Here is a 23799-nt window from a genome sequence, read left to right on the forward strand (position 1 = left end):
CTTTTCAAATTTGGCTAGGGGGAACTCGTAATGCTTGATTTGCTTGCGGAAAATGATTACCGGCTTTTGCCGGGACGCTTAAGAATAACTATTCCCGGTCTGCGAAAAAACACCAGGCTGGAAACCCAGCTTGTCCGGCAGCTCGGTGCAGTCGCGGGTATTAGATCGATAACTGCAAATTCTATGACCGGACGCGCTCTTATTTATTTTGATCAAGCCATAATTAGTTTCCCGGTACTATGCCAGGAAATCGAAAAGTCGGTGGAACATTACGCGGGGCGGCAAGTAAAACCGGAGAATAAAGAGAAGGCAGTCTCTGTACCTGTAGCCAGTCAGAGCGTGAGCGAGCCGGGAGGTGTGAAGAAGCTCTACGTATTAGCGACCGGCGGGGTTCTTGCAGGGTTACTTGCCAAACGGTTGCTTGTCGGGCGTTCACCGCTGGCATCATCAGCAAGAATCTTTTACCTGGCTGCCTTTACGACCATTATCGGGAGTTACTCGTTATTAAGAAGAGGGTTAGATACCCTGGCCCGGAAGAAAAAGATTAACTCAGACTTATTGCTTTTTATGACAACCCTCGCCCTGTTGGCCATGCGGGAAAGTATAACCGGACTTTCGGTTCTGGGGCTTGTATACCTTAGCGACTTATTTCACTATATAATGCAAACCCGTTCACGGCATGCGATCAATAAGATGCTGTCGGACAAAGCATTGATAGCCAGGCATTTGGCTAACGGCGAGCTTAAACTGGTAGCGGCCGAAAAGGTAAACATTGGCGACAGCGTAATAGTAAAGGCCGGAGAACGGGTTCCGGTAGATGGTCAAATTACATATGGCGAAGCTATTGTCAAGCAGTCGGCGGTAAATGGTGAGAGCGAATTGGTCGGCGTGAATGCAGGAGACGCCATCTATGCCGGGATGCTGATTCAAGCGGGAAGGCTTACCATCCGGGCTACCAGCGCCGGCAAAGATACTTCGTTGGCCCGCATGCTCCAAATGGTTGAGCAGGCTGCGGCTACCCGCGGATCACTACAGCAACCGGGCGATTATTACGCCCAGAAATTGATGCCTTTGACAATGGGGATTGCCGCCTTTATCTTGCTAATTACCCGCGATTTCTACCGTGCATTAACAGTATTACTGGCAGGCTGCCCGATTGCCGTATCTATAGCCAAGAATACGGCATTGGGGACTGCGGTAGCTGACGCAGCCCGCAAAGGTATATACATAAAGGATTCCCAGTGTCTGGAGCTGGCGGGGCAGACAGAGGTGGTTCTGTGGGACAAAACCGGCACATTGACAACCGGGGATCCGACAATTACGGAAGTAGTATCGCTGGATCAAAAACAAAGTGACCAGGAGGTATTACTGATGGCAGCTTCGGCTGAACAAAACAACTGCCACCCCCTGGCCAGGATGGTGGTTAAGGAAGCCGGGCGTAAAGGGCTTACGCTGCTCCCGGCCGACAGTGAAGTCCTGGTTGGCTATGGCGTGCGTGCCAGCATCAAGCAGCGAAATATTATAATTGGCAATGAAGCGCTCATGCAAAATGAACAGATAGATCTAAAGAAAAGCAAGGCCCGCGCTTTACGGATGAAACACCTTGGCAATAGCGTTGTTTATATTGCCGCCAATAAAAAGCTTATCGGGTTAATTGGCGTAAAGGAGCATATACGCCCGGAAAGCCGTCAGGCTGTTGAACAGTTACGAGTCGTCGGGATACCGCATATCGGCTTAATGACAGGGGACTCAGAAAATACGGGCACGGTAGTGGCTGATGAGCTGGGGATTAAGCGCTACTGGAGTGCTATGAAGCCGGAAGATAAAATTCAGGAGGTTACCCGGCTGAGGCATAAGGGCTATCCGGTTATGATGGTAGGGGACGGGATTAACGATTCACCGGCCCTGGCAGCGGCTGATATTGGTGTAACTATGGCTGACGACTGCCCGGAGCTTGCCTTGAAGGCGGCCAATGTTGCCATTGTCGGGGACGACCCGAGAAAGGTGCCGCAGATGATTGCCATTGGCAAGCGCACCAACAAAGTAATCCGTCAGAATCTTTCTTTTGCGGTAGGGATTAACGTCGCGGGGATTGCCCTGGCAGCGGCCAATATTATTTCGCCGTTAGCGGCAGCGTTACTGCTGAATGTCAGTACGCTTGGCGTTATTGCCAATTCTGCCCGGCTGCTCTCAGTGCGCAACCGAGCGAGCAGCCAACAGGGGAGTTTTGACCTACAGCAGTTTGCTGCGGCTGGCCAGACTGCAGGTTCAATCGCCCTGACACCGGTAGCAGCGCAGCCGGCAGGCCAAAGTAAGAGTCCTGCCTGGTATACAATGCCCCTGACCAACGTATGCGATCAGATTGAGGTTTCACCGCGGTATGGCTTAGGCGGGCAGGAAGTTGTCCGGCGACGGGGAAAATACGGGCTAAATGAGTTAGCAGAGGGAAAAAGACCAAGTTTTTGGGAGTTGCTTAAAAAACAGTTCGAAGATTTTATGGTTAAGGTATTGCTGGGAGCGGCGGGAATATCCTTCTTCCTGGGGAAAACCAAGGATGTGCTGCTTACAGTAGCCATTGTTGTTGCCAATGCTGTGCTTGGCGTTGTCCAGGAACGCCGTTCGGAGCGTTCGATCGCGGCGCTGCAAAGAATGGCCGCACCCATGACTAAGGTCATCCGGGGCGGGAAAAGCTCGCAGATCAAGGCGCTGGATTTAGTACCCGGAGACATTATTGCTCTGGAAGCCGGCGACCGGGTCCCGGCCGATGCCCGACTGCTGACTGCGACCAATTTTGAAGTAGAGGAATCTTCGTTAACTGGCGAAACGCTGCCGGTTAAGAAGTTAGTGGATTTTGTCGGGCAGGATGAACTGGCATTAGGCGACCGGAAAAATATGCTGTTTATGGGTACCAGCGTAACAAGAGGAAAAGCGACTGCTGTTGTCGTGGCGACCGGTATGCAAACCGAAATGGGTAAAATTGCCGAGCTTATCAATCAGCAGGGCGGTGAAGTAACCCCTTTGCAGCGCCGTTTGGAGGAACTGGGTAAATATCTGGTTTATGGCTGTTTAGGCGTTTCCGGCGTGGTTTTTCTGATAGGCCTGCTGCGGGGAGAAAGAATTCTGAATATGCTGCAGACGGCGGCCAGTCTGGCGGTAGCTGCCATTCCCGAGGGACTTACCGCCATTGTTATCATTGCCCTGGCGATGGGAGTACAGCGCATGAGTAAACGAAATATCATTATTCGTAAGCTATCTTCTATTGAGACGCTGGGTTGCGCCAGTGTTATTTGCTCTGATAAGACGGGGACGTTAACGCAAAATCAAATGACGGTGCGGGCCATTTATACTGCCGATAAAATGTGGCGGGTAAGCGGCGAAGGTTATTCGCCGCAAGGCCAATTCTCTTATGATGGCGCAATTGTGAACCATGACGCGAATCCGGATTTGATGAAAACATTATTGGCGGCAAGCCTCTGCAATAACGCCAAGTTGATTTCGGCCAGGAAACCAAAGGAAAAACTGGTAAATATAAAGGCGCGGCGGAACGAATGGTCGGTTGATGGTGATCCAACCGAGGGAGCGCTGCTGGTTGCTGCGGCTAAAGCGGGTATACAAACTGAAGCATTAGAAACCAAGTTTAATCGGGTTAAAGAAATCCCTTTCGAATCAGAACGGAGAATGATGTCTGTTGTTTGTCAGACCCAGGACGGAGCGGCAGTCTTATATTGCAAGGGCGCTCCGGATGCGTTGATAAATGTTTGTTCCCATTATCTATCGCCGCAGGGTGTGGCGGTTCCAATCGATGAGCATATCCGCTGTGAACTGCTCAAAAAGAACGATGAACTGGCCAGCCAGGCCTTGCGAGTGTTAGCTATAGCCTATAAGCACATCGAAACTGCCGAGGATTACTCTGATGAGGGGAATTTAGAAAAGAATCTGATTTTCTGCGGTCTAATGGGAATGATAGATCCGCCGCGGCCGGAAGTGCCGGCTGCTATTGAAAAATGCCGCCGGGCAGGTGTCAAGGTGGTTATGATAACAGGTGATCATCCGAATACGGCGCGGGCGATCGCCCGCGAGCTTGGGCTGATGACTGCTAATGACCGGGTTGTCTTAGGGCAGGAAATTGATAACATGTCAGATAACGAGCTGGCGGATACTGCAGGAAAGGTTGCTGTCTATGCCCGTACTTCGCCTCACCATAAACTGCGGATTGTCAAAGCTCTAAAAGCCAAAGGGTATGTAGTGGCCATGACCGGAGACGGGGTCAACGATGCACCTGCCGTCAAGAACGCCGATATTGGTATTGCCATGGGCATAACCGGTACCGATGTAACTAAAGAAGCAGCCTGCATGACGTTAGCCGATGACAATTTTGCCACCATTGTCCGGGCCATGGAAGAAGGCCGTTCTATTTACGCCAATATTCGCAAGGCTATCCGGTACTTAATCGCTACCAACATCGGTGAAGTTATCTTAATGCTTTTGGCTGCGCTGGCCGGTCTGCCATTGCCGTTAATACCGATTCAACTGCTGTGGATTAATCTGGTGGGTGATGGCTTGCCGGCGATTGCGCTAGTCAATGATCCGCCGGCAAAGGATATCATGGATCAGCCGCCACGCAGCGCGGATGACAGCGTTTTCTCAGGGGGGCTGGGCCGCAAAGTAGTAACCAGGGGAATTATCATCGGTACAGTCAGTTTAGGCTTATATGCCTGGAAGCTATTCACCAGTGGCAATGTGATTGCGGCCCGGACTTTAAACCTGGCTATGCTGGCGATAAGTCAATTCATCCATATCTTTGACTGCCGGCTGGAAAAAGAAGCAGGCAAGGTTAGTTTACTGAGTAATCCGTTACTCCTTGCCGCTGTGGCTATATCAATGGCTATGGTGATAGGTTCAATCCATTTGCCTTCCCTGCACTCTGTTTTTGGCACAACCGCACTGCGCAGCTCTGAATGGCTGCTGGCGTTCGCTGTGGCTGCTGTTACCGCCATTATTGATTTTGGCAGCGCTCCTTTGCTGGCTAAAGTCATACCTGACCGTAAGACGCCGATTGTGCCCTGCGCACCGAAGCCGATGCATACCTAGGTTAAAACAGCCTGTCCTCGGGAAGAGGACAGGCTGGCTGTTAAATAACGGCATGCTGTTACTGCTTGTGGGGTGAAAAATATTTTTAATTTGATATTTACGAGTTCTTAACCAGAATAGAATAATTTTAAGATAAAATTATATCAACCCTTTAGAGTAAAAACACTCTCGGTTTGTGAGGGCCGGCATTTGAATTAAAGTTATGCCTGGCAAGGCAGCCGGGAAACGAAGGGGTGGAGTTGGGATGGAACGAAAACTTAAAACGGCTCTGCTGGCTACTATTGATGGCTATAATGCTATTGTCAGGCAATTGAAGGAACCTTCAATTCCGCAGGATAGGCATTTGCAGCTATTAGCGGGAAAAGCCGTGTATGAGCAGGTTTTGCAGAATTTTAACAATGCCGAATACATTGAATGGGTTGATGATCAGTGGCGAATTAAGTTGATCGTCACAAAACATCGGGCATTTGATGGCGAAATAAGTGAAAAAGCATAGGAAGGAAGATACTTCATTACGTTTTGAACTTGGGGGTGGGAGCAAAAATGTTTTTACATGCTGCTGTATATAGCCTCATTTCAGTTGGTGTTGTTACTTTGTTATCGCTGGTTTGTATGTATTATAAGCTTCCCCGTTCTTAGCCGGGGAAAAATCCTATTGTAAGTGTAAAGTAGCCGTATCCGCCGAGGATGCGGCTTTTTTTTTTGCAATAGCAGCAAAAATATCTTTTATCAATTCATAAATTTAATTATAAGTTAACGTAAATTTCACCTATTCCCCGCATAATTTTTTTACAATTATATATGAGCTTTAAAATTATTCCGCAAATGGAATTTTATTTAGGGGTTACATAGAATGAAGTATTTTTTTGCGCCCGCAGTTCAGTTGATGAACCGGTTAAAGTATGCCTATAAATTTGCTGTAATTGGTATATTAATCATTTTGCAGGCAGCTGTACTGATCTACATGCTAGTGTCTAATCTTAATAAGAATATTGAGATGGCCGCGCAGGAGCGGAGCGGCGTGCAGTTTATCCAAGCCGTGCTCGAGGTATTTGAGGAGGGGCAGGCTTATCGCAATATCCATTATGCTTATTTACGCGGTAACCGTTCGCTGGAAAGTGAGCTGCGGACGCAACAAGCTAAAGTGGACGCAGCATTGAATGAAGTAGAGGCAATCGAAAAAGGTAGCGCGAGTCAGCTGGATGCCGGTTGGAAATTACAGACGCTGCGGCAGGATTGGCTTGCCCGTAAGCAGGATGCTATGCAGTTTGAGGCGGAACGGGCGCAGGTTGCCTTTGACTTGGATAGCCGCTGGCTGAGGGAAGTGACAGATCTAATGCAGCAAGCCGGGTACGGAGCCAATCTGGCTATGGACTCCGATTCCGATATCGCCTATCTAGTCGATTCCGTACTGCGTAAGATGCCCGGATTGGTGGACACATTAGGTGTAGCGCAGGGATTAACAGTTGATTTATTTGATGAAGATCTTTCAACGGAGAACAGAAATCACTTGTTGCAAGTGATCGGTTTGGTCCGTTCTTCTATGGAACAGGCAGATTATAATGTGCGGATCGTTTTTCGCCATAATGACAATATCAAAACCAGGCTGGGGTCGCTATACACAGCTCTCACGGATGCTGTACCGATTTTTTCCTGGAATTTTGAACAAAAAACAGTTGGACAGCAAGGCTTGCCTGTCCCCCGGCAACTGTTAACCATTACCGGCAGTCAGGCGTTTAATCATGCTGTTGTTTTACATAAGGAAGAACTGCAGGTTATTGACGAAATGCTGGCTGCGCGCATTGCTAAAGATACGCAGTACAGAAATGCCATAATTATATTTTCGGGAGGAATCCTGCTAATTGTCTGTTATCTCTTCTTAGGCTTCGATATGTCGGTGCGTAAAGGCGTTTACCAATTGGATCATGTAATGAAAGGTGTCGGCAGAGGCGACCTTGCCATCCGGGGGCAAATATATTCCCGCGATGAGATGGGCTCTTTAACGCAGGCTATTAACGGTACGCTGGATGCGTTGCAAAAAATGTACGAAGAAGTGCAGGAGTCGCATGACCAGTTGTCCGTGTGGAATCAGAAACTGGAACAAACAGTAACTGAGCGGACGGCAGCGTTGCGGAATTTATTAGACCATGCGGGACAGGGGTTTCTTTCCTTCGGGGAAGATCTCAAAGTCAGCCGGGAATATAGTGCGGAGTGTACGGCCATCTTTCAGCGTGATCTCGCCGGGGAGTCCATAGCCCGCTTGTTGTATCCTGACGAGGATGACCAGCAAGCTTTTCTGGAAGCCGTCTTTGGCAAAATTTTTCAGGAGAAGAATAAATTCTTGCGAGAAACTTATCTTACCCTGCTGCCTGAGGAAATCGTATTAGGCAGCTGCTATATTGGTGTCGCTTATAAATTAATTCAGCAGGCAGCTGAGTCAAACCAAACGAAAATTATGCTCATTCTTACCGACCTGACGATTCAAAAGGAGATGGAAAATCAAGTCCGGGATGAAAAAGATACTTTGGCTATGATTGTTCATGTGGTGACACACTCGACTGATTTTTTTGCCACAGTTAATCAGTATCGCAGCTTCTGTCAGGAAGAGCTGCCCGGCTTATTACGGGAGAACAAACCGGCAGGCGAGATATTGACAGCCTTGTTTCGCATAATCCATACCTTTAAAGGTGCGTTTGGCCAATTGCGTATGAGACGCATAATGTCCAAACTGCATGATTTGGAAAGTTGGCTGGACAACCTGCGCACAAATGAAACAGCCGGTTTGGACAGGCCGCAGTTGCTTGCACAGATGAGTGGCTATACACCGGAAACAATGATTAACTGGCTCAATGAGGATTTGGACATATTGCAGGATAAATTGGGCGAGAACTTTTTTCAGCGGGAAAATACGCTGGTGATTGACAATACACGTCTACTGGCGATCGAAGAGAAAGTACAGCATCTGCTGCCGCCTGCAGAGTCCGGCTTACTGCTGGCCGATCTCAGACGTTTGCGTTATCGGCCGATAAAAGAATTGCTGCAGTCTTATCCGGAATATGTATGCAGTCTGGCGGAGCGGAATGAAAAAGCCGTCCATGCATTCGCAATTGAGGGAGGCGAGACCCTGGTTGACCCTATGCAATATTATGATTTTATACAATCACTGGGACATGTTTTCCGTAATTCTGTCGTTCATGGACTGGAAAGTGTGCCGGAGCGGCTGGAGAATGGCAAAGAGGAGTTTGGCGCTGTTCGTTGTTCCATTACGGAAAGCGAGGCTGGCTTGCATTTTTTGATTGCCGATGACGGCAGAGGTATCGACCCGGCAAGAATCCGTGATATTGCAGTGGAAAAAGGCATTTGTACACAAGACGAGGCAAATTCCCTGCAGGCAGAAGATTGGGTTCAGTTTATCTTTGCCGATAACTTTTCCGGAGCGAGCCATATTGATGAACTGGCAGGACGCGGCGTGGGGCTTGGCGCTGTCAGGGCGGAACTGGACAAACTCGGCGGTTCCGTTAACGTACATACTGCTTTGGGAAAAGGTACGCAATTTAATTTTTTCCTGCCTTTTGATAGCGCAGCAGAAAGTTTTACCGGTACCATTCAGCACATGAGTAAAGCACTGCTTGAAGCAGCTAAAGTCAGTTTATATGACGCTGGTTTACAGGTTACCCGCATTACCTATCTGGGAGAAGGGGAAAGCGGCAAGGTTAATTTGCGTAAGTTCTCCAACTTCCTTGGTGTGAAAGGGATTCTGAACGGAAAAATTCTCTTAAGTTATGATCAGAGGGTTGCAGAATATCTATTCGAAAAACTGGGTCAGCCTGACAGCGGGGAAGAAACTTCCGATGAGAGAATGGAAAACGCTTTACTCCGGCATGCTCAGAAAATCTTTGGGCAGGCAACCAGGGACATTCCCGGTGGGCTTGGTACAATCACTGCCGAAACATTGGTCAGTATTTTAGCAGAAGATGCTTCTGTCAAGTATCCGCAGGTTGAAACACCGACATGGGTCTTTTATACCAGTCTGGGAAATGTGAATTTAAGCTTAATATACTAAAAAATATTACTAAGGTAAGAAAGGAAGATACAAATGGCGCGAGTTTTAATTGTGGATGATGCATTGATGATGAGGATGACTTTACGCAAGCTGCTGGAAAATGCAGGACATGAGGTAGTAGGAGAGGCGATTAATGGCGAGCAGGCTATTGCATGCTACTCCCAATGCCGTCCGGAGCTGGTAACAATGGACCTTACTATGCCGGGGATAGGGGGCGTGGAAACCATTAAGCGGATTACCGCCTCTGATCCTAACGCCAATATTATTGTGGTAAGTGCATTAGGGCAAAAACACGTTGTTCTGGATGCCCTGCAAAATGGCGCAAAAAACTATATTATTAAGCCGATAAAGGAAGACCGTTTACTAGCAGTAGTTCAAATGGTATTGGAGCAGAATAGCCTGGCTGCAGAAAAATAAAAAAATATTGTAGAAAGAGGAGAGCGCAATGTTGCATCATTCTTTGGGAAATTATTTATTGAATACCGGACTGCTTACTTATGACCAGCTCTGTGAGATACTCAGGCAGGAACATGCAGTTAAAGTAAGATTAGGGACGCTGGCAGTCAACGCGGGCCTGATGACTGCGGCGCAAGTGGAAGAAGTGCATAGTCTGCAACGGATTAAGGATCAAAAGTTCGGAACCTTGGCAGAAAGTCTGGGTTATCTTACGCATGAGCAAGTAGAAGCACTATTGACTATACAGGGCAAGGGAAATCTTTCCCTCATGCAGGCAATTACTGATAAGGGCTTTATGACCTTGGCTGAGCTTGAGAAAGCCCTGGCGGATTTCCGTGCGGAATATTGCATTACTGAGCAGGACCAGGCTGCAGCAGATACTTTAGTCTTAAAAAAGTTAGTGGACTTTTCCGCCGCAGGCGACAAAGCTGAATTATTATACTACTATTTAGGCTTAACACTGCGCAACATTGTCCGATTTTTAGATGCTACGCCGTATATCTCAGGAACGGGCAATGAGGTTGAGCAAACTCCTGCTTATTTTGTTTCGCAACCCATTCACGGTGATATATCGCTTATGACTGGTTTATGTATGGGAGAAGCGGTTCTGCTGGAACTGGCAAGCCGTTTTTATGGCGAGAAGTTAACAGCGGTTACGGAATTGGCATTAGATAGTGCCGGGGAATTTATCAATGTCCATAATGGTGTATTTTGTACCACGCTATCCAATGAAGGCATTGTAGCTGACTTAGGACCGCAAGCTGTACATCAAAGTGGTCTTCCGGCAACTTGCAGGACATATCGCGCTGGTATTGGCACTTCCTTCGGGCCTATCGAACTAATACTGACTATATGATTATCATAGGCTGACGCTCAATTTTATCCGATAACTTAGCTTCAGATGGGGTTAGCCCCCCGCCTGGAGCTAAGTCTGCTTTATGAGTCAATAAGACAAATTCCTGTCCCGGAGGTTATCTCGGTATATATAAATATTACCTGGCACAGCCTTTTAACTAGTTTTTAGGTAGATTTAACATTGCTTTAACTTCTGTTTCTGCAGACTATGCTACTATCGGACTGTAACCCGGTTTCGACATGGACATTTAGCTGAGGGGGGAGCATTATTGAAAATCAATCTGAGTGCCGGTTTATTGATGTATAGGTTCAGCAACGGACTGCTGGAGGTCTTGCTGGCACACCCGGGAGGACCGCTTTACGTGGATAAAGATGACCGGTATTGGGGAATTCCCAAAGGTCATGTTGAAGCCCAGGAAAGCATTATCGAAGGAGCTTATCGCGAATTTAGAGAAGAAACCGGGATTATTCCCTGTATAAATGATATGCTGTATCTTGGTTGTACCACAGGTTATTATGGCAGAATCATTCATATCTGGGCTTTCGAGGGCAACTGCGACACAACTCTTCCGGTTGAGAGCAATATGTTTACTATGGAATGGCCGCCTAAGTCAGGACGGGAGGGTGTTTTCCCGGAGGTTGACAAAATAAGCTTCTTTACCATTGCCGAATCCGAGAAGAAAATTGAACGTAATCAGCAGATCTTTATTGCCCGCCTTTGCGATACATTGGCGAAAGTCCAGTCGCAGCCAGCCTGATATCAGAGGTGCTGTTGGTGTTTTTACCACCCTCGTCGATTTACGGATGCGGTTTGTTTTATCCGACTATGACTAACCTTCAGCTAGGGTTAACGCCCCGCCTGCAGGTTAGTCTGCTTTATGATCTTGCATTTTGGTAATAATAGAAAATACCGGTCTAAGCTTAGATGACCGGTATTCAAAGATAAAAACAGCACCGGTATACGGTGCTGTGGTATTGTCGCTAATATTACACATTTTACTGAGAGTCAAATTACGTGTAAGAGGCCGGATACTGGTTCGCCGGTACTTAAATCAATGGTAACTGCATTATCTCCCAGATTACTATCGGCGCTAATTGACAATAAAAACCGGCCAATTACCTGATAGTACGAGTCGTTAGAAGCAGCCAAGGCCTGATAGAGTTTTTTTGTGTTCAGGTCCGGTTTTTGATCGCCGTGATAATGAGCCAGCATAGCATTGACAAACAAATCAGCAACAGTCAACGATTTGGTGATGTACTGCGTGTTTAAGGAAGCAGCGAATTCAAAAGCGCTGGCAGGCGAAATAGCTGGCTGTGCCTGAACGATAATATTAGAGATTATCTGGATGAACAGTTCCCTCATCTTTTGCGCTGTGAAGTTTTTGGCGTAAGTTTGGAAGTCGTGGTCAGGGGACGGGCAAGACGCTTTTTTTATTTGGTAGGAGGAGATTTTTACTTTTTTAAAATCAGCGGTTATTTCAACCAGTCGATAAGGAACCGGATAGGTAACCAGGGAGCCTGTTTCGACGTCGATTAGATAATCGTCCTTGCTGAATTTTTTTTTGGCGATATTCTGGGCGTGAAAATGACCGGTAAAGACTATATTCATTCCCGCACCGCTAATAGCCTTTGCCGCCTGCTTGTAATTTGTTACGAGATATTCTGAGTAATAGGCTGGTTTTACTGAAAAGTGGGGAACGATACCATGGTGCATCATTCCCATAACCAGGTTGCCTTGGGAAGTGGCAGCCTGAATCTGATATTTGACCCAGTTTAACCGTTCTGGCGGGAGAGCGCCGTTCGTTACTGAAAATTTACTGTTTTTGTTATAGATGCAGGAATCCATGGCGATGATACGAAGACCGGGGGCAGGCTCAACAACGTAGCTCAGCGAATTAGGGTCTACCGCAATTGCCTGCTCATAGCCATAACCATAATATAGGCGTTGGAAGTCGCGCGGTGAAGTATTTTTGATTGGTATTTTCTTGGAACCGTTGTAACTAAAAGCGGAAGGGTTATAAATATCGTGATTGCCGTTAATAACATATACATTTTTTCCTGCATTGGCTAACTCGGTCAGGAAATCCGCAAAACGCTGATGACAGATATATTCTCCGTCTTTTGTGAGATCACCGCAAATCAGCACAAATTGAGCGTCGCTTTTTCTGATTGCCGCCAAAGCCCTTAATAATATACTTTCGCTTTCTGCAAGCATTTTTCTGTCAGTGGCCAGATGATTCCGGAATGCTTCCCCGGTTGTTCCGAGAAGCGGATAATAATAATGTATATCTGATAAAACGGCAAATTTTACAGGCTTGCTTTGGTATTCTGAAGGTACTTTGCAGGCAGGCTGCGGGCCAATGGTATCTGAATTCATACTTGGCATGAAACCACCTTCTCATCAAAAAAATAAAACCTTTGGAATGTATTCAAGATAATAGTACTATAGATTATTAACTCAAACTTTAAGGGCAGGTTAATTTTAATTTAATTTGGCAGTCCGACAGTATTGCAATATGGTGTAATTTGTATATTTAACAAACTTTAACAAATTTTTTGGTATTTCTGAAAGGAATTTCCACTTTTCTGTTGAAAGGGAATCAATAGAAAATGCGGTCCGGGAAGATTTCGCTATCGCCGGACTCAAAAATCAAGGAGAATGATTGACATGTGCCAGCAGTGGAGGATACTTGGTCACTGGTTAGTAGAAGATCAATATAGAGTAATTCTCAAGAATGTTGGTTCTCAGCTTATAGATATTACAGCAGACTACGAAACAATAAGCGAAATCATTTCTAAAGTCGTAAGCAGCTCATGGTCAACAGCTGAATTTATGGTATATTTACGGGAAAAGGGACTAGCCGCTTAATTGACAACAGTTCAATATGCCTCAAAATTAATTTGTTCTTGAGGTCTCTCCGGGTGATGCTATTTATTACCCAGAGAGACTTTTTCTCTTAAAATAATGCGCTCATACAAGCATGAATGTGACGGAAGTCACTGCTAAGATTCCAGGTAAGCCTCATAATAAAGGTAAAAAGTAAGCGGAGCTGGGAATAATGCTGTTATCGCCAAGCCGTGTTTTACGGGAACAAGTCAGTATCGAGAAAATGATAACCATTTATTGTAGGGCAAAACACCAACAATATAGCGGGCTATGTGCTGAGTGTTCCCTCTTATTAGAATATGCTTTGCAGCGTCTTGCGCGCTGTATTTTTCGTGAAAAGAAGCCTGTGTGCGCGAAATGTCCGATTCACTGCTACCGCAAAGACATGCGGGATAAAATTATTGTCGTAATGCGCTATGCAGGACCGCGCATGCTGTACAAACATCCGTTGCTGGCGGTTCTGCATTTAATTGACTCCTGGAAGACCACACCGCCAGCCGGTTACCGCGCAGGCAAATGATCTGTTTGTGAAAAACGGTTCCCAAGTCTTTGCAGCCGCGGGGTATGTTCGCGGTCTGAATAGCAAAGCGAAAATCAAAGAATCAGGGCTGCCCTGCTGGGGCAGTCCTGATTCTTTTAATCCCTGTCTACAAACCGGTTAGTTATCGCACAACTTTATCCTGTAACTAACCCGCACTAAGACTCCTGCTTCTATAAGCGGGAGATAAGTGCGCTAAGTTCCTGGATAAGGGCGACTAAACTTCAGGTGGGGTTAAAACCCCATCTGAAGCTAAGTCTACTTTATTAATATTTCTGCGTATAGAGGGTAACTATATTCTTCAGGAACCAATCTACGTGAGGCGCCCGAGAAGAAGGAGAGTCCAATATGAAGATTGCCGAAGCGCTGCCGGATTTGATAGGCAACACACCCCTCTTGCGGCTGAATAACTTTAGCCGGTTGCAACAATTAAAAACTCCGTTGGTGACAAAGCTTGAATACTTTAATCCGCAGGGCAGCGTTAAAGACAGATTAGGCTATGCCCTGATCAAGGATGCTGAAGAACGGGGACTCATAACGAAAGACACTACAATTATTGAATCAACAAGCGGGAATACCGGTGTGGGCCTGGCGTCAGTAGCCGCGGCCAGGGGTTACCGGCTAATTATCACGATGCCTGACAACCTTAGTGAGGAAAGGGTAAGCCTGCTTAAAGCACTTGGCGCCGAAGTTGTATTAACGCCTGCCAGTGGCGGGATGAAAGCCGCAATTGCCAAAGCCGAGGAATTAGTAGAGCAAACAACCGACGCCTATATGCCTCATCAGTTTAAAAATCCGGCGAATACGGATATTCACCGCAGTACTACGGCAGAAGAGATATGGCGGGATACAGAAGGTCAGGTGGACATCTTCGTTGCCGGCATTGGGACTGGCGGCACGATTACCGGGATTGGGGAAGTTCTAAAAGCGAGAAAGAGCAGCGTGCAGGTCATAGGTGTTGAACCCTGCGATTCGCCCGTTTTATCACAAGGCTCTGAACCAAGACCGCACCAACTGCAGGGAATCGGTATCAGCACCGGCTTTATCCCCCATACGTTAAACATCAAGATTCTGGATGAGATAATACTGGTTAAGACAGAGGAGGCCTACCGGGCAGCAAGACAGGTTGCGCGCAGCGAAGGGATCTTAGTGGGGATATCGAGCGGCGCCGCTATCCATGCGGCAACGCAAGCGGCGCTTCGCCCGGAAAACCAGGACAAACTGATTGTTGTGCTGGCTCCTGACACCGGCTGGCGGTATCTGTCGACACCGCTTTACAGGGAGTAAATAAAATAAGGTGCCATGAGGATTATATGCTATGTAAAATTTAAGAAAAGTCAATACCGGCAGTAAAAGGGTATGACCGGCAGGCGCCGTAGCAATTAGCTAAAAACATCACCTCAAGAAAATTCTGAGGTGATGTTTTCATTTTAAAGAGCTTTAAATTGATTATTATACGGGCAGGGAGTTTGAAAATTTATAATATATCTAATTTCCTAGCAGGATTTACCATGGGAATATCTAACTATTACTAACAAAACTAACATATAAACAAAATTTATGTTTGGTTATGTTGGTTTTTATATGGAAAAAGGGGATAGCCGTTAAATGGAATTGTCTCACCCGTTGGTTCGTTCCTTTGAATTGCCTATATTGCCACGGAAATTAAGAGCAATCATGGAACAGGCAACAGGAGAGACGTTATAGAATCCGGCCTGGCGGTCAGACAAAGCGCTGCGGGGCTCCCCTTTTGGCAGCATGAGTATGGATAAGACACATACAACTTGTTCTATAGGTTCCTCTATGTCTGAGCACAGAAGCTATCTGGGGTTTAGTTGATAACACGCCTGTATAAAAAGGGGTAGAAGTATGAGTTTCACAATTATCCAAGAAGATGAAAGCCAGAACATTTTTGATCCTAGGACTGACCGCAAACGAAGTGTCAATTCTCCCGGAATACAGCTTGTTAAAGAAGTATTAAAAAGACATCGGTTTCCAGGTCATACCAGCATTCAAAGCAACCAATGGGTGACCGATACGGCTTTGGACTTAATGGACCGCTATGACCCCAATTTCGTATTCTTAGTCTATGCGCAGCAGTATCATCTCTTTGGCGCTGAATGTCCGGGGAAGGCTAAGCGAGAACTGCTTATCGACGAGGTATTTGAAGAAGTCGAGCGTTTTAAGAGGAAATCGGGCTTTTTGACCATTGTGGTGGGAACCGGCGATATGATTCCGGTGTACGATAATATTGACCTGAAGAAGTTAGACGGTTTGGCGGTTACCAGCCAGCAACTGTCGCGCTATGCCGGGATCTATGGGCTAAGTCAAGCTGATATGCACTATTTGCGGGCGCTGTCCGGAATTGAAAAGCTAGTCAGCAAAGAGGAGTTTCTAGCGCTGTTTTATGATGGACTGGTCGCTGTTGACCGCCTGCCGGATTATCTGACAGTGGCCAGAGAGGGATATTGTTTTGGTGCAACAATGCCATGTAAAACTGCCATGATACCATCACATAATTACTCCATTCCGGTCTCGGCGGGAAAGGGTAAGATTAACTTAATCACTGATATAAGTGATAATATTGCTGCTGCTTTACAAAACAATAAAGTTGCGCTTATTTTGCTTGATGGTGTAGGCATAAGAGATTTCCGCATTCCCTATGCTGTCTGTTCTAACAGTAAAGGGTGGTATACTTACGAAACCGGCGAGGCCCAATACCTGACAATAAGCACCGGTAAGCATCAGGCTTTTGTATATCCACTCGGCTGTAGATCCTATATGGAAGATGATAAGAACAACAGGTATACTGTTCCGGGGGCTCTGACTACGGTTGCGGCACAGACTCTGGGGCGGCGATTGCAGGGCAGAAGCATCGCTGTCGGCAACAGGAATATGCCTTTGCATATAGTGACGGGTACTGATATTACCATTGAATGTGTTGACGGAAATTTGTCCAACCAAGGCTGCAGGGGCGTAGTTCGACGATACCGGCAGGCATAAGTAATAACCGGTGGGCGCTCTCCGGGAAATTCTGTTCTGCTTACGGCTGTGGATATGGAAAAAGGAAGAATTAAAAACCGGCAGGGTCTCTAACTCTTCCTTTTCCGACTGATTGAGGACCAATTTCAGAATAGGGTGTTTTACCTGACTATTCCCTGCTGCTTGACAGTAACCGGTCAACCCCGGTGGCAATAAGGATGTCCAGAACCTGACCGTTAGCCCCTTTCATTGAAAACAAATGACCTTTGCGGCGCGCCTGAAAAATGGCGGCGGCAATTGCGCCGATGCCGGCGGCATCCACATGGTTTGTCTCACTAAAATCCAAGCATATATGTTTATACGGTCCATCTATAAGTGGAAATATTTGCGCCTTGATATCATCTGCATTGGTAGCAATACATTGGTTTGGCAGGGTCAGGGTTATTATATTATCGCCATGGATCATTTTCATGTAATTCCACCTCAAAACAAATTATACAATAGATAAACAATTTCTCAAATATGACTTTTGGGAAAAGTAGGCGTGTACTTACAAAAATTGCAAAGGAATTTTACTAAAAATGCAGAATTATTACAAATGGTAAGCCCTGGATGCTATGATTGCCAAGCTGCGGCATCTATAGGCTGTAAGCTGCAGCATTTTTTCTGTGGTACTGATGCTGAACTTAAAATGAATTACTTAGGGGAGCCGGATATTGCATAGGGGGAGAAGACAATGAAGTTAATCATGGGGAATACAGGTTCAGGTAAAACCTTAAAAGCATTGGAGATTGGGGTTAAACTCGCCGAGAGCGGTAAAAAAGTCCTGTTCTTTGATGGCGAGATATCATCAGAGCATTATTTAAAACAGATATTGCAGCATAAAAAGCTTCCGGTCGGCTTTTCTGTTTTTGAAAGAATTCAAAAGGTTGAAGATGTTTATTCCAAAATAGAATATGGCGGGCATGATGTTTATATTATTGACACACCTAAATTATATTTTGATCTAGAGAAGTTGAATCAATTACAAAAAGGCAACGCCATCTATTTTGTTCTTGGACTAGAGGATAATGTTCACCCTGATATAAACAAAAATATGGTGCTGATCACTACTTATAAAGAAATGAAAAGTCTTTTTTCAAAATAGATTAGCGGGAGAATACACCTCCCGCTACCAAATACAAACACAACAGGTAACCGGTTTAAGGCAGTAAGATTTGCCTTAAACCGGTTTTGGCGTTATAGAGCCGTAGTTATACTACTTGGCAGTAAGCAAGCGGTAAAAAGGCAGGACCACGCACAGCAAGGAAAATGCAAAAACGAACGCGGCTCCCGGTTTATTACCGTTTTTAAACAGCCAAACGCCGAAACATGAAGCGTGAATGGCAGCAAGTATTGCCAGCAGGATAAAAAAGTATAACATGCTTTACTCCTTCTGGATGGGTATTGATTTTTGCATTAGTCCGGAACGTCTTAGTTCAGTCTGCACGGTTATGTCAAACTGAGCAAATTGATAGCGCTTTCTCCAGTTATAGGCAAATAATTCCTGGGTAGTGGAAAACATTCCTCTGCTATAGTAACCGAAATCGACAATGTCGGCGCCCCAGGACTGCGTTTTGGCAAGCATATCCTGGAGCTGACGTTTTATAACATTGGAAACCTGTTTTTCAAGAAGTGAGCGGTATTCCGGCTCTTCGTAGGCAATGCCGGAGGGAATGGCTGTAATTTCACCCTCTAAGAATACATCTATCCGGATAACCGGTTTTTCCCCTAAAGATAATATTTCAATTTTAGGCTTTCTGCCATTCCGGATAGCAATATTGATTTTATGCTTTTGCGTCAGTGGGTCTTCTACAACCAGAAAGCTCCGGTCCAATCTATCTTGCATAATAATAAAGGCCCTTGTTTCTTCCGAGTCTAATGCACCTACCATTTTAGAGCTGTTAAAAACGGCAGTCCCGACTATCTCGGCAGGATCGCCCCCGTTTCTGGGAATATCTCCCGGCAGATACTGCTTTGACGCCTCGCCGTCCACTTTTTCGCCGGAAGGGCGTCCCTGGCCTGTTAAGGGGTTAAGAGAATAGTACATGGCATAAGGTGCGCCGCTTGCGCTTTTAAGGCGCTGATAAAATTCATGCAGAGTCGCTTTGGGATAATAAGCTGCTTCATTTGAACTTTGGATGGAATTCTCTACCCAGCGCGATGTTAAGGTTTCAAGGACCGGCGTGTTTTTTTCGAATATTTCTCTAATGTTGCCGCGTGCTACCAGGACAAAAATGCTGCCGCGGAACTCGCGGAAGCGAGTTAACGGTCCGATCAAGTCATCCACGCCGGCATAGGCCAGTTCCTCCGAGATAACAATGAGGCGGACTTGGCTTAAGCTTACCGCCCGTGACAGGGTTGCATTCAGTAAATTACGTCCTTCCGCCAGTGTCGGCGCTTTGACAGTTACCACAGTAGTAGCATGCTTAGAGTCTTTTGAAGACTCGCCGGCCAGCTCCTTAGGCACAGCAATGCGGTAAGTAATTGCCAGATCGTCGTCGGCTTTGTCTACGCCAATCGTTAAAACCCAGGCTATTTCATCAGTTTCCCTGCCGCCGTTGCAGCCCAAAACCAGCATGCACAGCAGAAAGCAGCAGGCGATTATCCTGATTTGCCGTTTTCGCACGCTCTTCGCCTGCCTTTAAATAAAAATACCGCCAGCAGCGCGACAGGAAAAAATACCGTTCCCGGTGCGCAGAACCAGCTGAAAAAATCACTTTCTATTTTTAAAACAATCTCAGTATCCTGGGGCAGCATAGCCAGCTGAATGCTGACGAGCGCAGCTACAGGAATCAGCGGCCGGATGGTTGGCAGTTTAAGCAATTTGGCTGCGAGGTATAAGCTTCCATATAAACAGAGTGAGATTGCAAGCAAGCCGACTATGACCCACAAAAGAATAAAAATGGCTTCAAGGCGCTGAATATAGCGGTTGAGATAGATTAAACGCGCCATTTCGTAAAACGGCAGCATTTTTTCTGAAGCGACGGAAGCCCCGAATATCATGATAAAGACGGCGACGCTCGACACGCGCATTAAGACACTGCTGCCATAGCCAAAAAGTAAGGCGCATTTTAAAGTTTTATTCGTCTGAAAAGCCGGCGCCAGGAAAAGCAGCAGCGCAATCTGCGCTCCTGCGCCTACTAAATTAATGACTGGTGTGATCAGGTTTTCAAGGCCTCTGCCCTGCCATGGCAGTAGATACATTGGCTTATACAATGGCAGTAGCAGTGCGAACACAAGCAAAAGACCAATGATACAAAAGGGCATGATTACATAGGCTGCGCGGCCTAACGCCTCAATGCCGGCATATATTAAGAGGGCAGAGCCTAACCCGTACCATAAAATTACGATATCAAAAGATGCATAGGGTAGAGATGTCAACAGAGTATTTTCTGAGAACTGCCTTGTCCAGATAGTAGCCAGGCCGAAGAATACGGCAAAATAGAATAAGCCGAGCAACCAGGCTGCAAATTTCCCCAGCAGTTTTTGGGTGACTGCTAAAAGATCACCGGGATATTGCTCCAGTATACGGAGATAAAGATACAGCAGGGTTGAATTGATAACAGCCGCTATCATACCGGGAACCCAGCCTATACTTCCGGCGGCTTCCACCGATTTAGTTACGGTACTGAGAAATATAGGGGGGAAAGTTATGACGAAAGCTAACGCTAAGCCTTCTGCTACACCTAAGCGACCACTTTGGTACTTCATACTAGTCATCCTCTCCGGAGCTAGGCTGCTTCTTCCACAACCGGCTAATTTCAGGCTGGCGCTGTCTGTCTTTCGTGTTCAGCTCATCTGGTCTCTTCTCCTGACTGTAGACTTGGCCGCGCAAGACAACGTCATAATTCGCTATTGTCCTGGGACCGATGGGAACCATGTAGGGCATACCGAAAGATTTCAGGCGGCAGAGCAGAACGGTCAGGCCCAATAACGAGAAGGCTAAACCCACTAAACCCATTATCCAGGAAAATATCAGCAGCCAGAAGCGGATAATCCGGATGGCGGAGGCCATACGGTACTCCGGAATGGTGAATGAGGCCAAGCCGGTAATGGCGATAATGACCACAATGATTGGACTGACAATTCGCGCTGTAACAGCTGCCTGACCAAGAATAATGGCGCCAACAATGCCGATCGTCGATCCTAATACGCCGGGAATGCGCACACCGGCCTCACGTATTAACTCAAAAGAGACTTCCATCATCATGACTTCAAAAATCGCCGGAAAGGGTACGTTTTCCCGGGAACCGGCTATGGCCAGCAACAGTTCGGTTGGGATAGCCTCCTGATGAAAATAGGCAATTGCTATGTACAGGGAAGGGAGGACACTTGAAATTAGTGCGCCAAATAACCTGAGTACCCGCATAAAGTTGGTAATACTTGATTTGACACTGAAATCTTCAGCAGAATGAAAGAAGGAAAAGAAGCTTGCCGGAACAATTTGCGCAAACGGGTTTCCCTCCAAAACCAGGGCCACATGGCCTTCTACCAGGTAATTGGCCACCCGGTCCGGCCGTTCGGTGGAAATGGTCTGCGGAAAGATGCTTCTGGGGTAGTCCTCAATAAACTGCACAAGCTGCCCGGACTCAACTATATAATCGGTGCTGATCCCTTCCAGCCGTCTTCTTACTTCAGCTACCAGCGATTCATTGGCAATCGAGCTAAGATACATGATTGCGCAGCTTAACTGACCTCGTTTGCCTATCATTACTATTTCAGTCACTAAATCGCTGCTGTGCAGAATGGAGCGAATGAGGCCGGTATTGACCCGCAGGTTTTCATTGAAAGCTGATTGTGAACCCCGTACTGTTTGCTCGGTTCGCGGTGTACTTACATTGCGGTGTTCCCAACCCTTGGATTCGATGACAATTGCCTCTGCCAGGCCGTCAATGATTACGACGGTGTCGCCCCTGTTGACACCTTCTTCCAGTTTGCCGAACAGATCCGCCCGCTTGATTGAGGCATTAGGCAGGATTTTGTTGATAAACTGGCCAATCGCGTCCTTATTTTCTTTTGTCCAGGGATGTTGTGGATTCATCAGCGGCTGCAGCACAAACCGTTCCAGTTTGTTGCTATTTACCAGGCCTTCGGTATATACCAGCGCAGCATCTTTGTAGGGTGTGCCTGAGATTGAAAAATCCCGCACAATAATGTCTTTGTTGCGCGGCAACTGATAAATTTCTTTAAGAACGCGTTTATTCTCTTCCAGGCTTGTACTAAGAGGCAGTTCGCTGAGTGATTTCCCTTGTTCGTATGCCAGCCGGATAGGGGCAATGTCTGACCATTGCTTTTCCAGCGCTTCCAGCTCAAGCTTCAGCCTGACCAGGTCTTCTTGCGTAGGATCTTTACCAAGGATTTCGGCTGCCTTTTGCAGGTGATTTTCCAGGCGCTGGGAATAGCGGAGCAGAATGTGAAATTGCTCGATTTCCGTATGATTAACCGTCGTTTTAGCCGGCTGAGCTGCGCTGTCATATGGCCTATTTTCGTCCAAAACAAAAGGATCGGGATCAACCGGCGGCATATAGCCAAAAATCGATGTTAACTTTGTTACTGCCGTAGATACCATATTGATTTTCAAGCTCACACCTCACCTTAACACTCCTGTTTATTGTTCCCTTTCCCCGGGAATCGATACCTGGGATGTCGCATTATGGATTTTCTGGCTTAGATGTAAATAGCTGCAATAAAAGAAATAACCCTCTTATAATATTTTGTCATTATAAGAGGGTCAAAATTTTAAATATGACAATTACTTACGCTGTTTTTGCTGAGAAAAACAGGCTGATGGTCTATAAAGCGCGGACATCAACAATAGTCCAGTCGCGGTCGTTTGTCCGCTCCAGGATAACATTATATAGTTTGCCGGTGTCATTCCGGCGTACTTCAACGACAGCCCGCTGGTTGGAAGCGGTGAGGAGAGAAAAGGAATCCTGGTAAGAATTAAAGCCATATTGTGCTGCGTTGTCCTTTACATAGTCCACGGGACTGTTGACATAGTAGGCATAGCTGTTGTTATACCCGTTATTATAGCCGTTATAGCCGTTATAGCCATACTCACCCTGATAATAAAGCTTGCCATTACGCAGGTAGGCATGACTTTTGTCAACATTCGACCACCAGCGGTTCTTATTGTTGTTGTCGCTCCGGTAGTAAATCTTTCCATCCTGGTACAAGGCCTGATTTTCGTCAGATGCTGGCCAGCTGTATTTGTGTTGGTGCCAGTCGCGCCCCGGGGAGCGGGAATCCGAAGAATCATGGTGTGATATTTCAGCTTTAATCGGATATACATCGGTTGTTGTTTCTGCAGCGAGGGCTTTGGTAGCTGGTATACCAGACAATACGGCTCCGGTCATGATTGCGGCACCCATTAAAGCAGCAGTGCGACGTTTAAACTTGAGTCTTGATTGCCTGCGTTTTATGCTATTTTTCCCCAAAAATATCCCTCCTTTAAAGATATTAAATCTAGTGTCCCGCATTCTCAAATCAAAATTCTAGGTAAATAACAACATGCGAAAAACAGAGGGACAGGGACTGTGTTTTGTTTGTGCAACGTGAACATGCCAGTCAAAAACGCGGGGGATAGGGAATATGTTTTTGTCCCTGTGCGAAGAACGATGTGTGAGTTGAGGTAAACACAAGATAAACAAATATGATGATGAATGGAGAATTTGTTCTTGAAAAAGTACAAAAATAGTTATTGACAGCACTAGAAAAAAATGCCATAATTCACACTAAGCATTCGAAAATAGCATAAAAACCCAACCAAAAGTGATGATTGGGAATAAAGGCAATGGAACGTATGCCACAGAGAGCCGGAGTTGCTGAGAACCGGTGCGGAGTTGTTGCTGAGTAAATCACCCATGAACTCTTCTCCGAAAATTA

General features: G+C 46.4%; 18 protein-coding genes. 11 read left to right on the forward strand and 7 right to left on the reverse strand.

Going from position 1 to position 23799, the window contains the following annotated elements:
- Positions 1–30 precede the first annotated feature (30 nt).
- From SATMO3_RS04215 to SATMO3_RS04240, 6 genes are all read left to right on the forward strand, one after another.
- Positions 31–5091, forward strand: coding sequence for a heavy metal translocating P-type ATPase (locus tag SATMO3_RS04215; protein WP_371377928.1), 5061 nt, complete (start codon positions 31–33; stop codon positions 5089–5091).
- A gap of 244 nt (positions 5092–5335) precedes the next feature.
- The gene (locus SATMO3_RS04220) at positions 5336–5587 is read left to right on the forward strand and encodes a hypothetical protein (RefSeq protein ID WP_371377931.1); all 252 of its coding nucleotides are present in this window, start codon (positions 5336–5338) and stop codon (positions 5585–5587) included.
- A 357-nt stretch (positions 5588–5944) separates the two neighbouring features.
- Positions 5945–9154: an ATP-binding protein gene (locus SATMO3_RS04225; RefSeq protein ID WP_371377934.1), complete on the forward strand. Its 3210-nt coding sequence runs from the start codon at positions 5945–5947 to the stop codon at positions 9152–9154.
- Positions 9155–9187: 33 nt separating this feature from the next.
- Entirely contained in the window at positions 9188–9571 is a 384-nt protein-coding gene (locus tag SATMO3_RS04230) for a response regulator (protein ID WP_371377936.1), read from the forward strand.
- A 28-nt stretch (positions 9572–9599) separates the two neighbouring features.
- Entirely contained in the window at positions 9600–10466 is an 867-nt protein-coding gene (locus SATMO3_RS04235; protein WP_371377939.1) for a chemotaxis protein CheX, read from the forward strand.
- Positions 10467–10734: 268 nt separating this feature from the next.
- Positions 10735–11223, forward strand: coding sequence for an NUDIX domain-containing protein (locus SATMO3_RS04240; protein WP_371377941.1), 489 nt, complete (start codon positions 10735–10737; stop codon positions 11221–11223).
- A 248-nt stretch (positions 11224–11471) separates the two neighbouring features.
- On the opposite strand, the gene SATMO3_RS04245 is transcribed toward SATMO3_RS04240, so the two are convergent.
- Positions 11472–12851: a metallophosphoesterase gene (locus SATMO3_RS04245; RefSeq protein ID WP_371377944.1), complete on the reverse strand. Its 1380-nt coding sequence runs from the start codon at positions 12849–12851 to the stop codon at positions 11472–11474.
- A gap of 282 nt (positions 12852–13133) precedes the next feature.
- On the opposite strand from SATMO3_RS04245, the gene SATMO3_RS04250 reads away from it, so the two are divergent.
- The 4 genes from SATMO3_RS04250 (at position 13134) to SATMO3_RS04265 (ending at position 16893) form a co-directional block, all read left to right on the forward strand.
- Complete coding sequence (locus tag SATMO3_RS04250) at positions 13134–13334, forward strand: hypothetical protein (RefSeq protein ID WP_371377947.1); 201 nt, start codon at positions 13134–13136, stop codon at positions 13332–13334.
- Positions 13335–13524: 190 nt separating this feature from the next.
- On the forward strand, positions 13525–13872 hold the full coding sequence (locus tag SATMO3_RS04255) for a nitrous oxide-stimulated promoter family protein (RefSeq protein WP_371377950.1): 348 nt from the start codon (positions 13525–13527) through the stop codon (positions 13870–13872).
- 366 nt (positions 13873–14238) lie between these two features.
- Positions 14239–15177: a cysteine synthase A gene (gene cysK / locus SATMO3_RS04260; protein ID WP_371377953.1), complete on the forward strand. Its 939-nt coding sequence runs from the start codon at positions 14239–14241 to the stop codon at positions 15175–15177.
- Positions 15178–15759: 582 nt separating this feature from the next.
- Entirely contained in the window at positions 15760–16893 is a 1134-nt protein-coding gene (locus tag SATMO3_RS04265) for a hypothetical protein (protein ID WP_371377956.1), read from the forward strand.
- A 148-nt stretch (positions 16894–17041) separates the two neighbouring features.
- On the opposite strand, the gene SATMO3_RS04270 is transcribed toward SATMO3_RS04265, so the two are convergent.
- The gene (locus SATMO3_RS04270; protein ID WP_371377958.1) at positions 17042–17344 is read right to left on the reverse strand and encodes an STAS domain-containing protein; all 303 of its coding nucleotides are present in this window, start codon (positions 17342–17344) and stop codon (positions 17042–17044) included.
- Between the two features lie 264 nt (positions 17345–17608).
- On the opposite strand from SATMO3_RS04270, the gene SATMO3_RS04275 reads away from it, so the two are divergent.
- Positions 17609–18019 carry an ATP-binding protein gene (locus SATMO3_RS04275; RefSeq protein ID WP_371377961.1) on the forward strand — a complete coding sequence of 137 codons (411 nt, stop codon included), beginning with the start codon at positions 17609–17611 and terminating at the stop codon, positions 18017–18019.
- A gap of 111 nt (positions 18020–18130) precedes the next feature.
- On the opposite strand, the gene SATMO3_RS04280 is transcribed toward SATMO3_RS04275, so the two are convergent.
- The 5 genes from SATMO3_RS04280 to SATMO3_RS04300 all read right to left on the reverse strand — a co-directional run bounded on the left by SATMO3_RS04280 (position 18131) and on the right by SATMO3_RS04300 (position 23351).
- Positions 18131–18295: a hypothetical protein gene (locus tag SATMO3_RS04280; RefSeq protein ID WP_371377964.1), complete on the reverse strand. Its 165-nt coding sequence runs from the start codon at positions 18293–18295 to the stop codon at positions 18131–18133.
- Positions 18296–18298: 3 nt separating this feature from the next.
- Complete coding sequence (locus SATMO3_RS04285) at positions 18299–19540, reverse strand: Ger(x)C family spore germination protein (protein WP_371377967.1); 1242 nt, start codon at positions 19538–19540, stop codon at positions 18299–18301.
- Complete coding sequence (locus SATMO3_RS04290) at positions 19516–20625, reverse strand: GerAB/ArcD/ProY family transporter (protein ID WP_371377969.1); 1110 nt, start codon at positions 20623–20625, stop codon at positions 19516–19518. The genes SATMO3_RS04285 and SATMO3_RS04290 overlap by 25 nt, the downstream gene beginning before the upstream one ends.
- 1 nt (position 20626) lies before the next feature.
- The gene (locus tag SATMO3_RS04295) at positions 20627–22495 is read right to left on the reverse strand and encodes a spore germination protein (RefSeq protein ID WP_371377972.1); all 1869 of its coding nucleotides are present in this window, start codon (positions 22493–22495) and stop codon (positions 20627–20629) included.
- Positions 22496–22706: 211 nt separating this feature from the next.
- Positions 22707–23351 (reverse strand): hypothetical protein, encoded by a 645-nt coding sequence (locus SATMO3_RS04300; protein ID WP_371377975.1) that lies wholly within the window; start codon positions 23349–23351, stop codon positions 22707–22709.
- Positions 23352–23799 lie beyond the last annotated feature (448 nt).

The organism is Sporomusa aerivorans (genome assembly GCF_041428895.1).
In the GTDB taxonomy this organism is placed as follows: domain Bacteria; phylum Bacillota; class Negativicutes; order Sporomusales; family Sporomusaceae; genus Sporomusa; species Sporomusa aerivorans.

What these genes read in the sequence shown, in the direction of transcription:
- SATMO3_RS04280 (WP_371377964.1), bottom strand. Translation starts at nt 18,295, where the DNA reads ATGTTATACTTTTTTATCCTGCTGGCAATACTTGCTGCCATTCACGCT.
- SATMO3_RS04235 (WP_371377939.1), top strand. Translation starts at nt 9,600, where the DNA reads ATGTTGCATCATTCTTTGGGAAATTATTTATTGAATACCGGACTGCTT.
- SATMO3_RS04220 (WP_371377931.1), top strand. Translation starts at nt 5,336, where the DNA reads ATGGAACGAAAACTTAAAACGGCTCTGCTGGCTACTATTGATGGCTAT.
- SATMO3_RS04290 (WP_371377969.1), bottom strand. Translation starts at nt 20,625, where the DNA reads ATGAAGTACCAAAGTGGTCGCTTAGGTGTAGCAGAAGGCTTAGCGTTA.
- SATMO3_RS04255 (WP_371377950.1), top strand. Translation starts at nt 13,525, where the DNA reads ATGCTGTTATCGCCAAGCCGTGTTTTACGGGAACAAGTCAGTATCGAG.
- SATMO3_RS04230 (WP_371377936.1), top strand. Translation starts at nt 9,188, where the DNA reads ATGGCGCGAGTTTTAATTGTGGATGATGCATTGATGATGAGGATGACT.
- SATMO3_RS04275 (WP_371377961.1), top strand. Translation starts at nt 17,609, where the DNA reads ATGAAGTTAATCATGGGGAATACAGGTTCAGGTAAAACCTTAAAAGCA.
- SATMO3_RS04265 (WP_371377956.1), top strand. Translation starts at nt 15,760, where the DNA reads ATGAGTTTCACAATTATCCAAGAAGATGAAAGCCAGAACATTTTTGAT.
- SATMO3_RS04225 (WP_371377934.1), top strand. Translation starts at nt 5,945, where the DNA reads ATGAAGTATTTTTTTGCGCCCGCAGTTCAGTTGATGAACCGGTTAAAG.
- SATMO3_RS04250 (WP_371377947.1), top strand. Translation starts at nt 13,134, where the DNA reads ATGTGCCAGCAGTGGAGGATACTTGGTCACTGGTTAGTAGAAGATCAA.
- cysK (WP_371377953.1), top strand. Translation starts at nt 14,239, where the DNA reads ATGAAGATTGCCGAAGCGCTGCCGGATTTGATAGGCAACACACCCCTC.
- SATMO3_RS04215 (WP_371377928.1), top strand. Translation starts at nt 31, where the DNA reads ATGCTTGATTTGCTTGCGGAAAATGATTACCGGCTTTTGCCGGGACGC.
- SATMO3_RS04245 (WP_371377944.1), bottom strand. Translation starts at nt 12,851, where the DNA reads ATGCCAAGTATGAATTCAGATACCATTGGCCCGCAGCCTGCCTGCAAA.
- SATMO3_RS04270 (WP_371377958.1), bottom strand. Translation starts at nt 17,344, where the DNA reads ATGAAAATGATCCATGGCGATAATATAATAACCCTGACCCTGCCAAAC.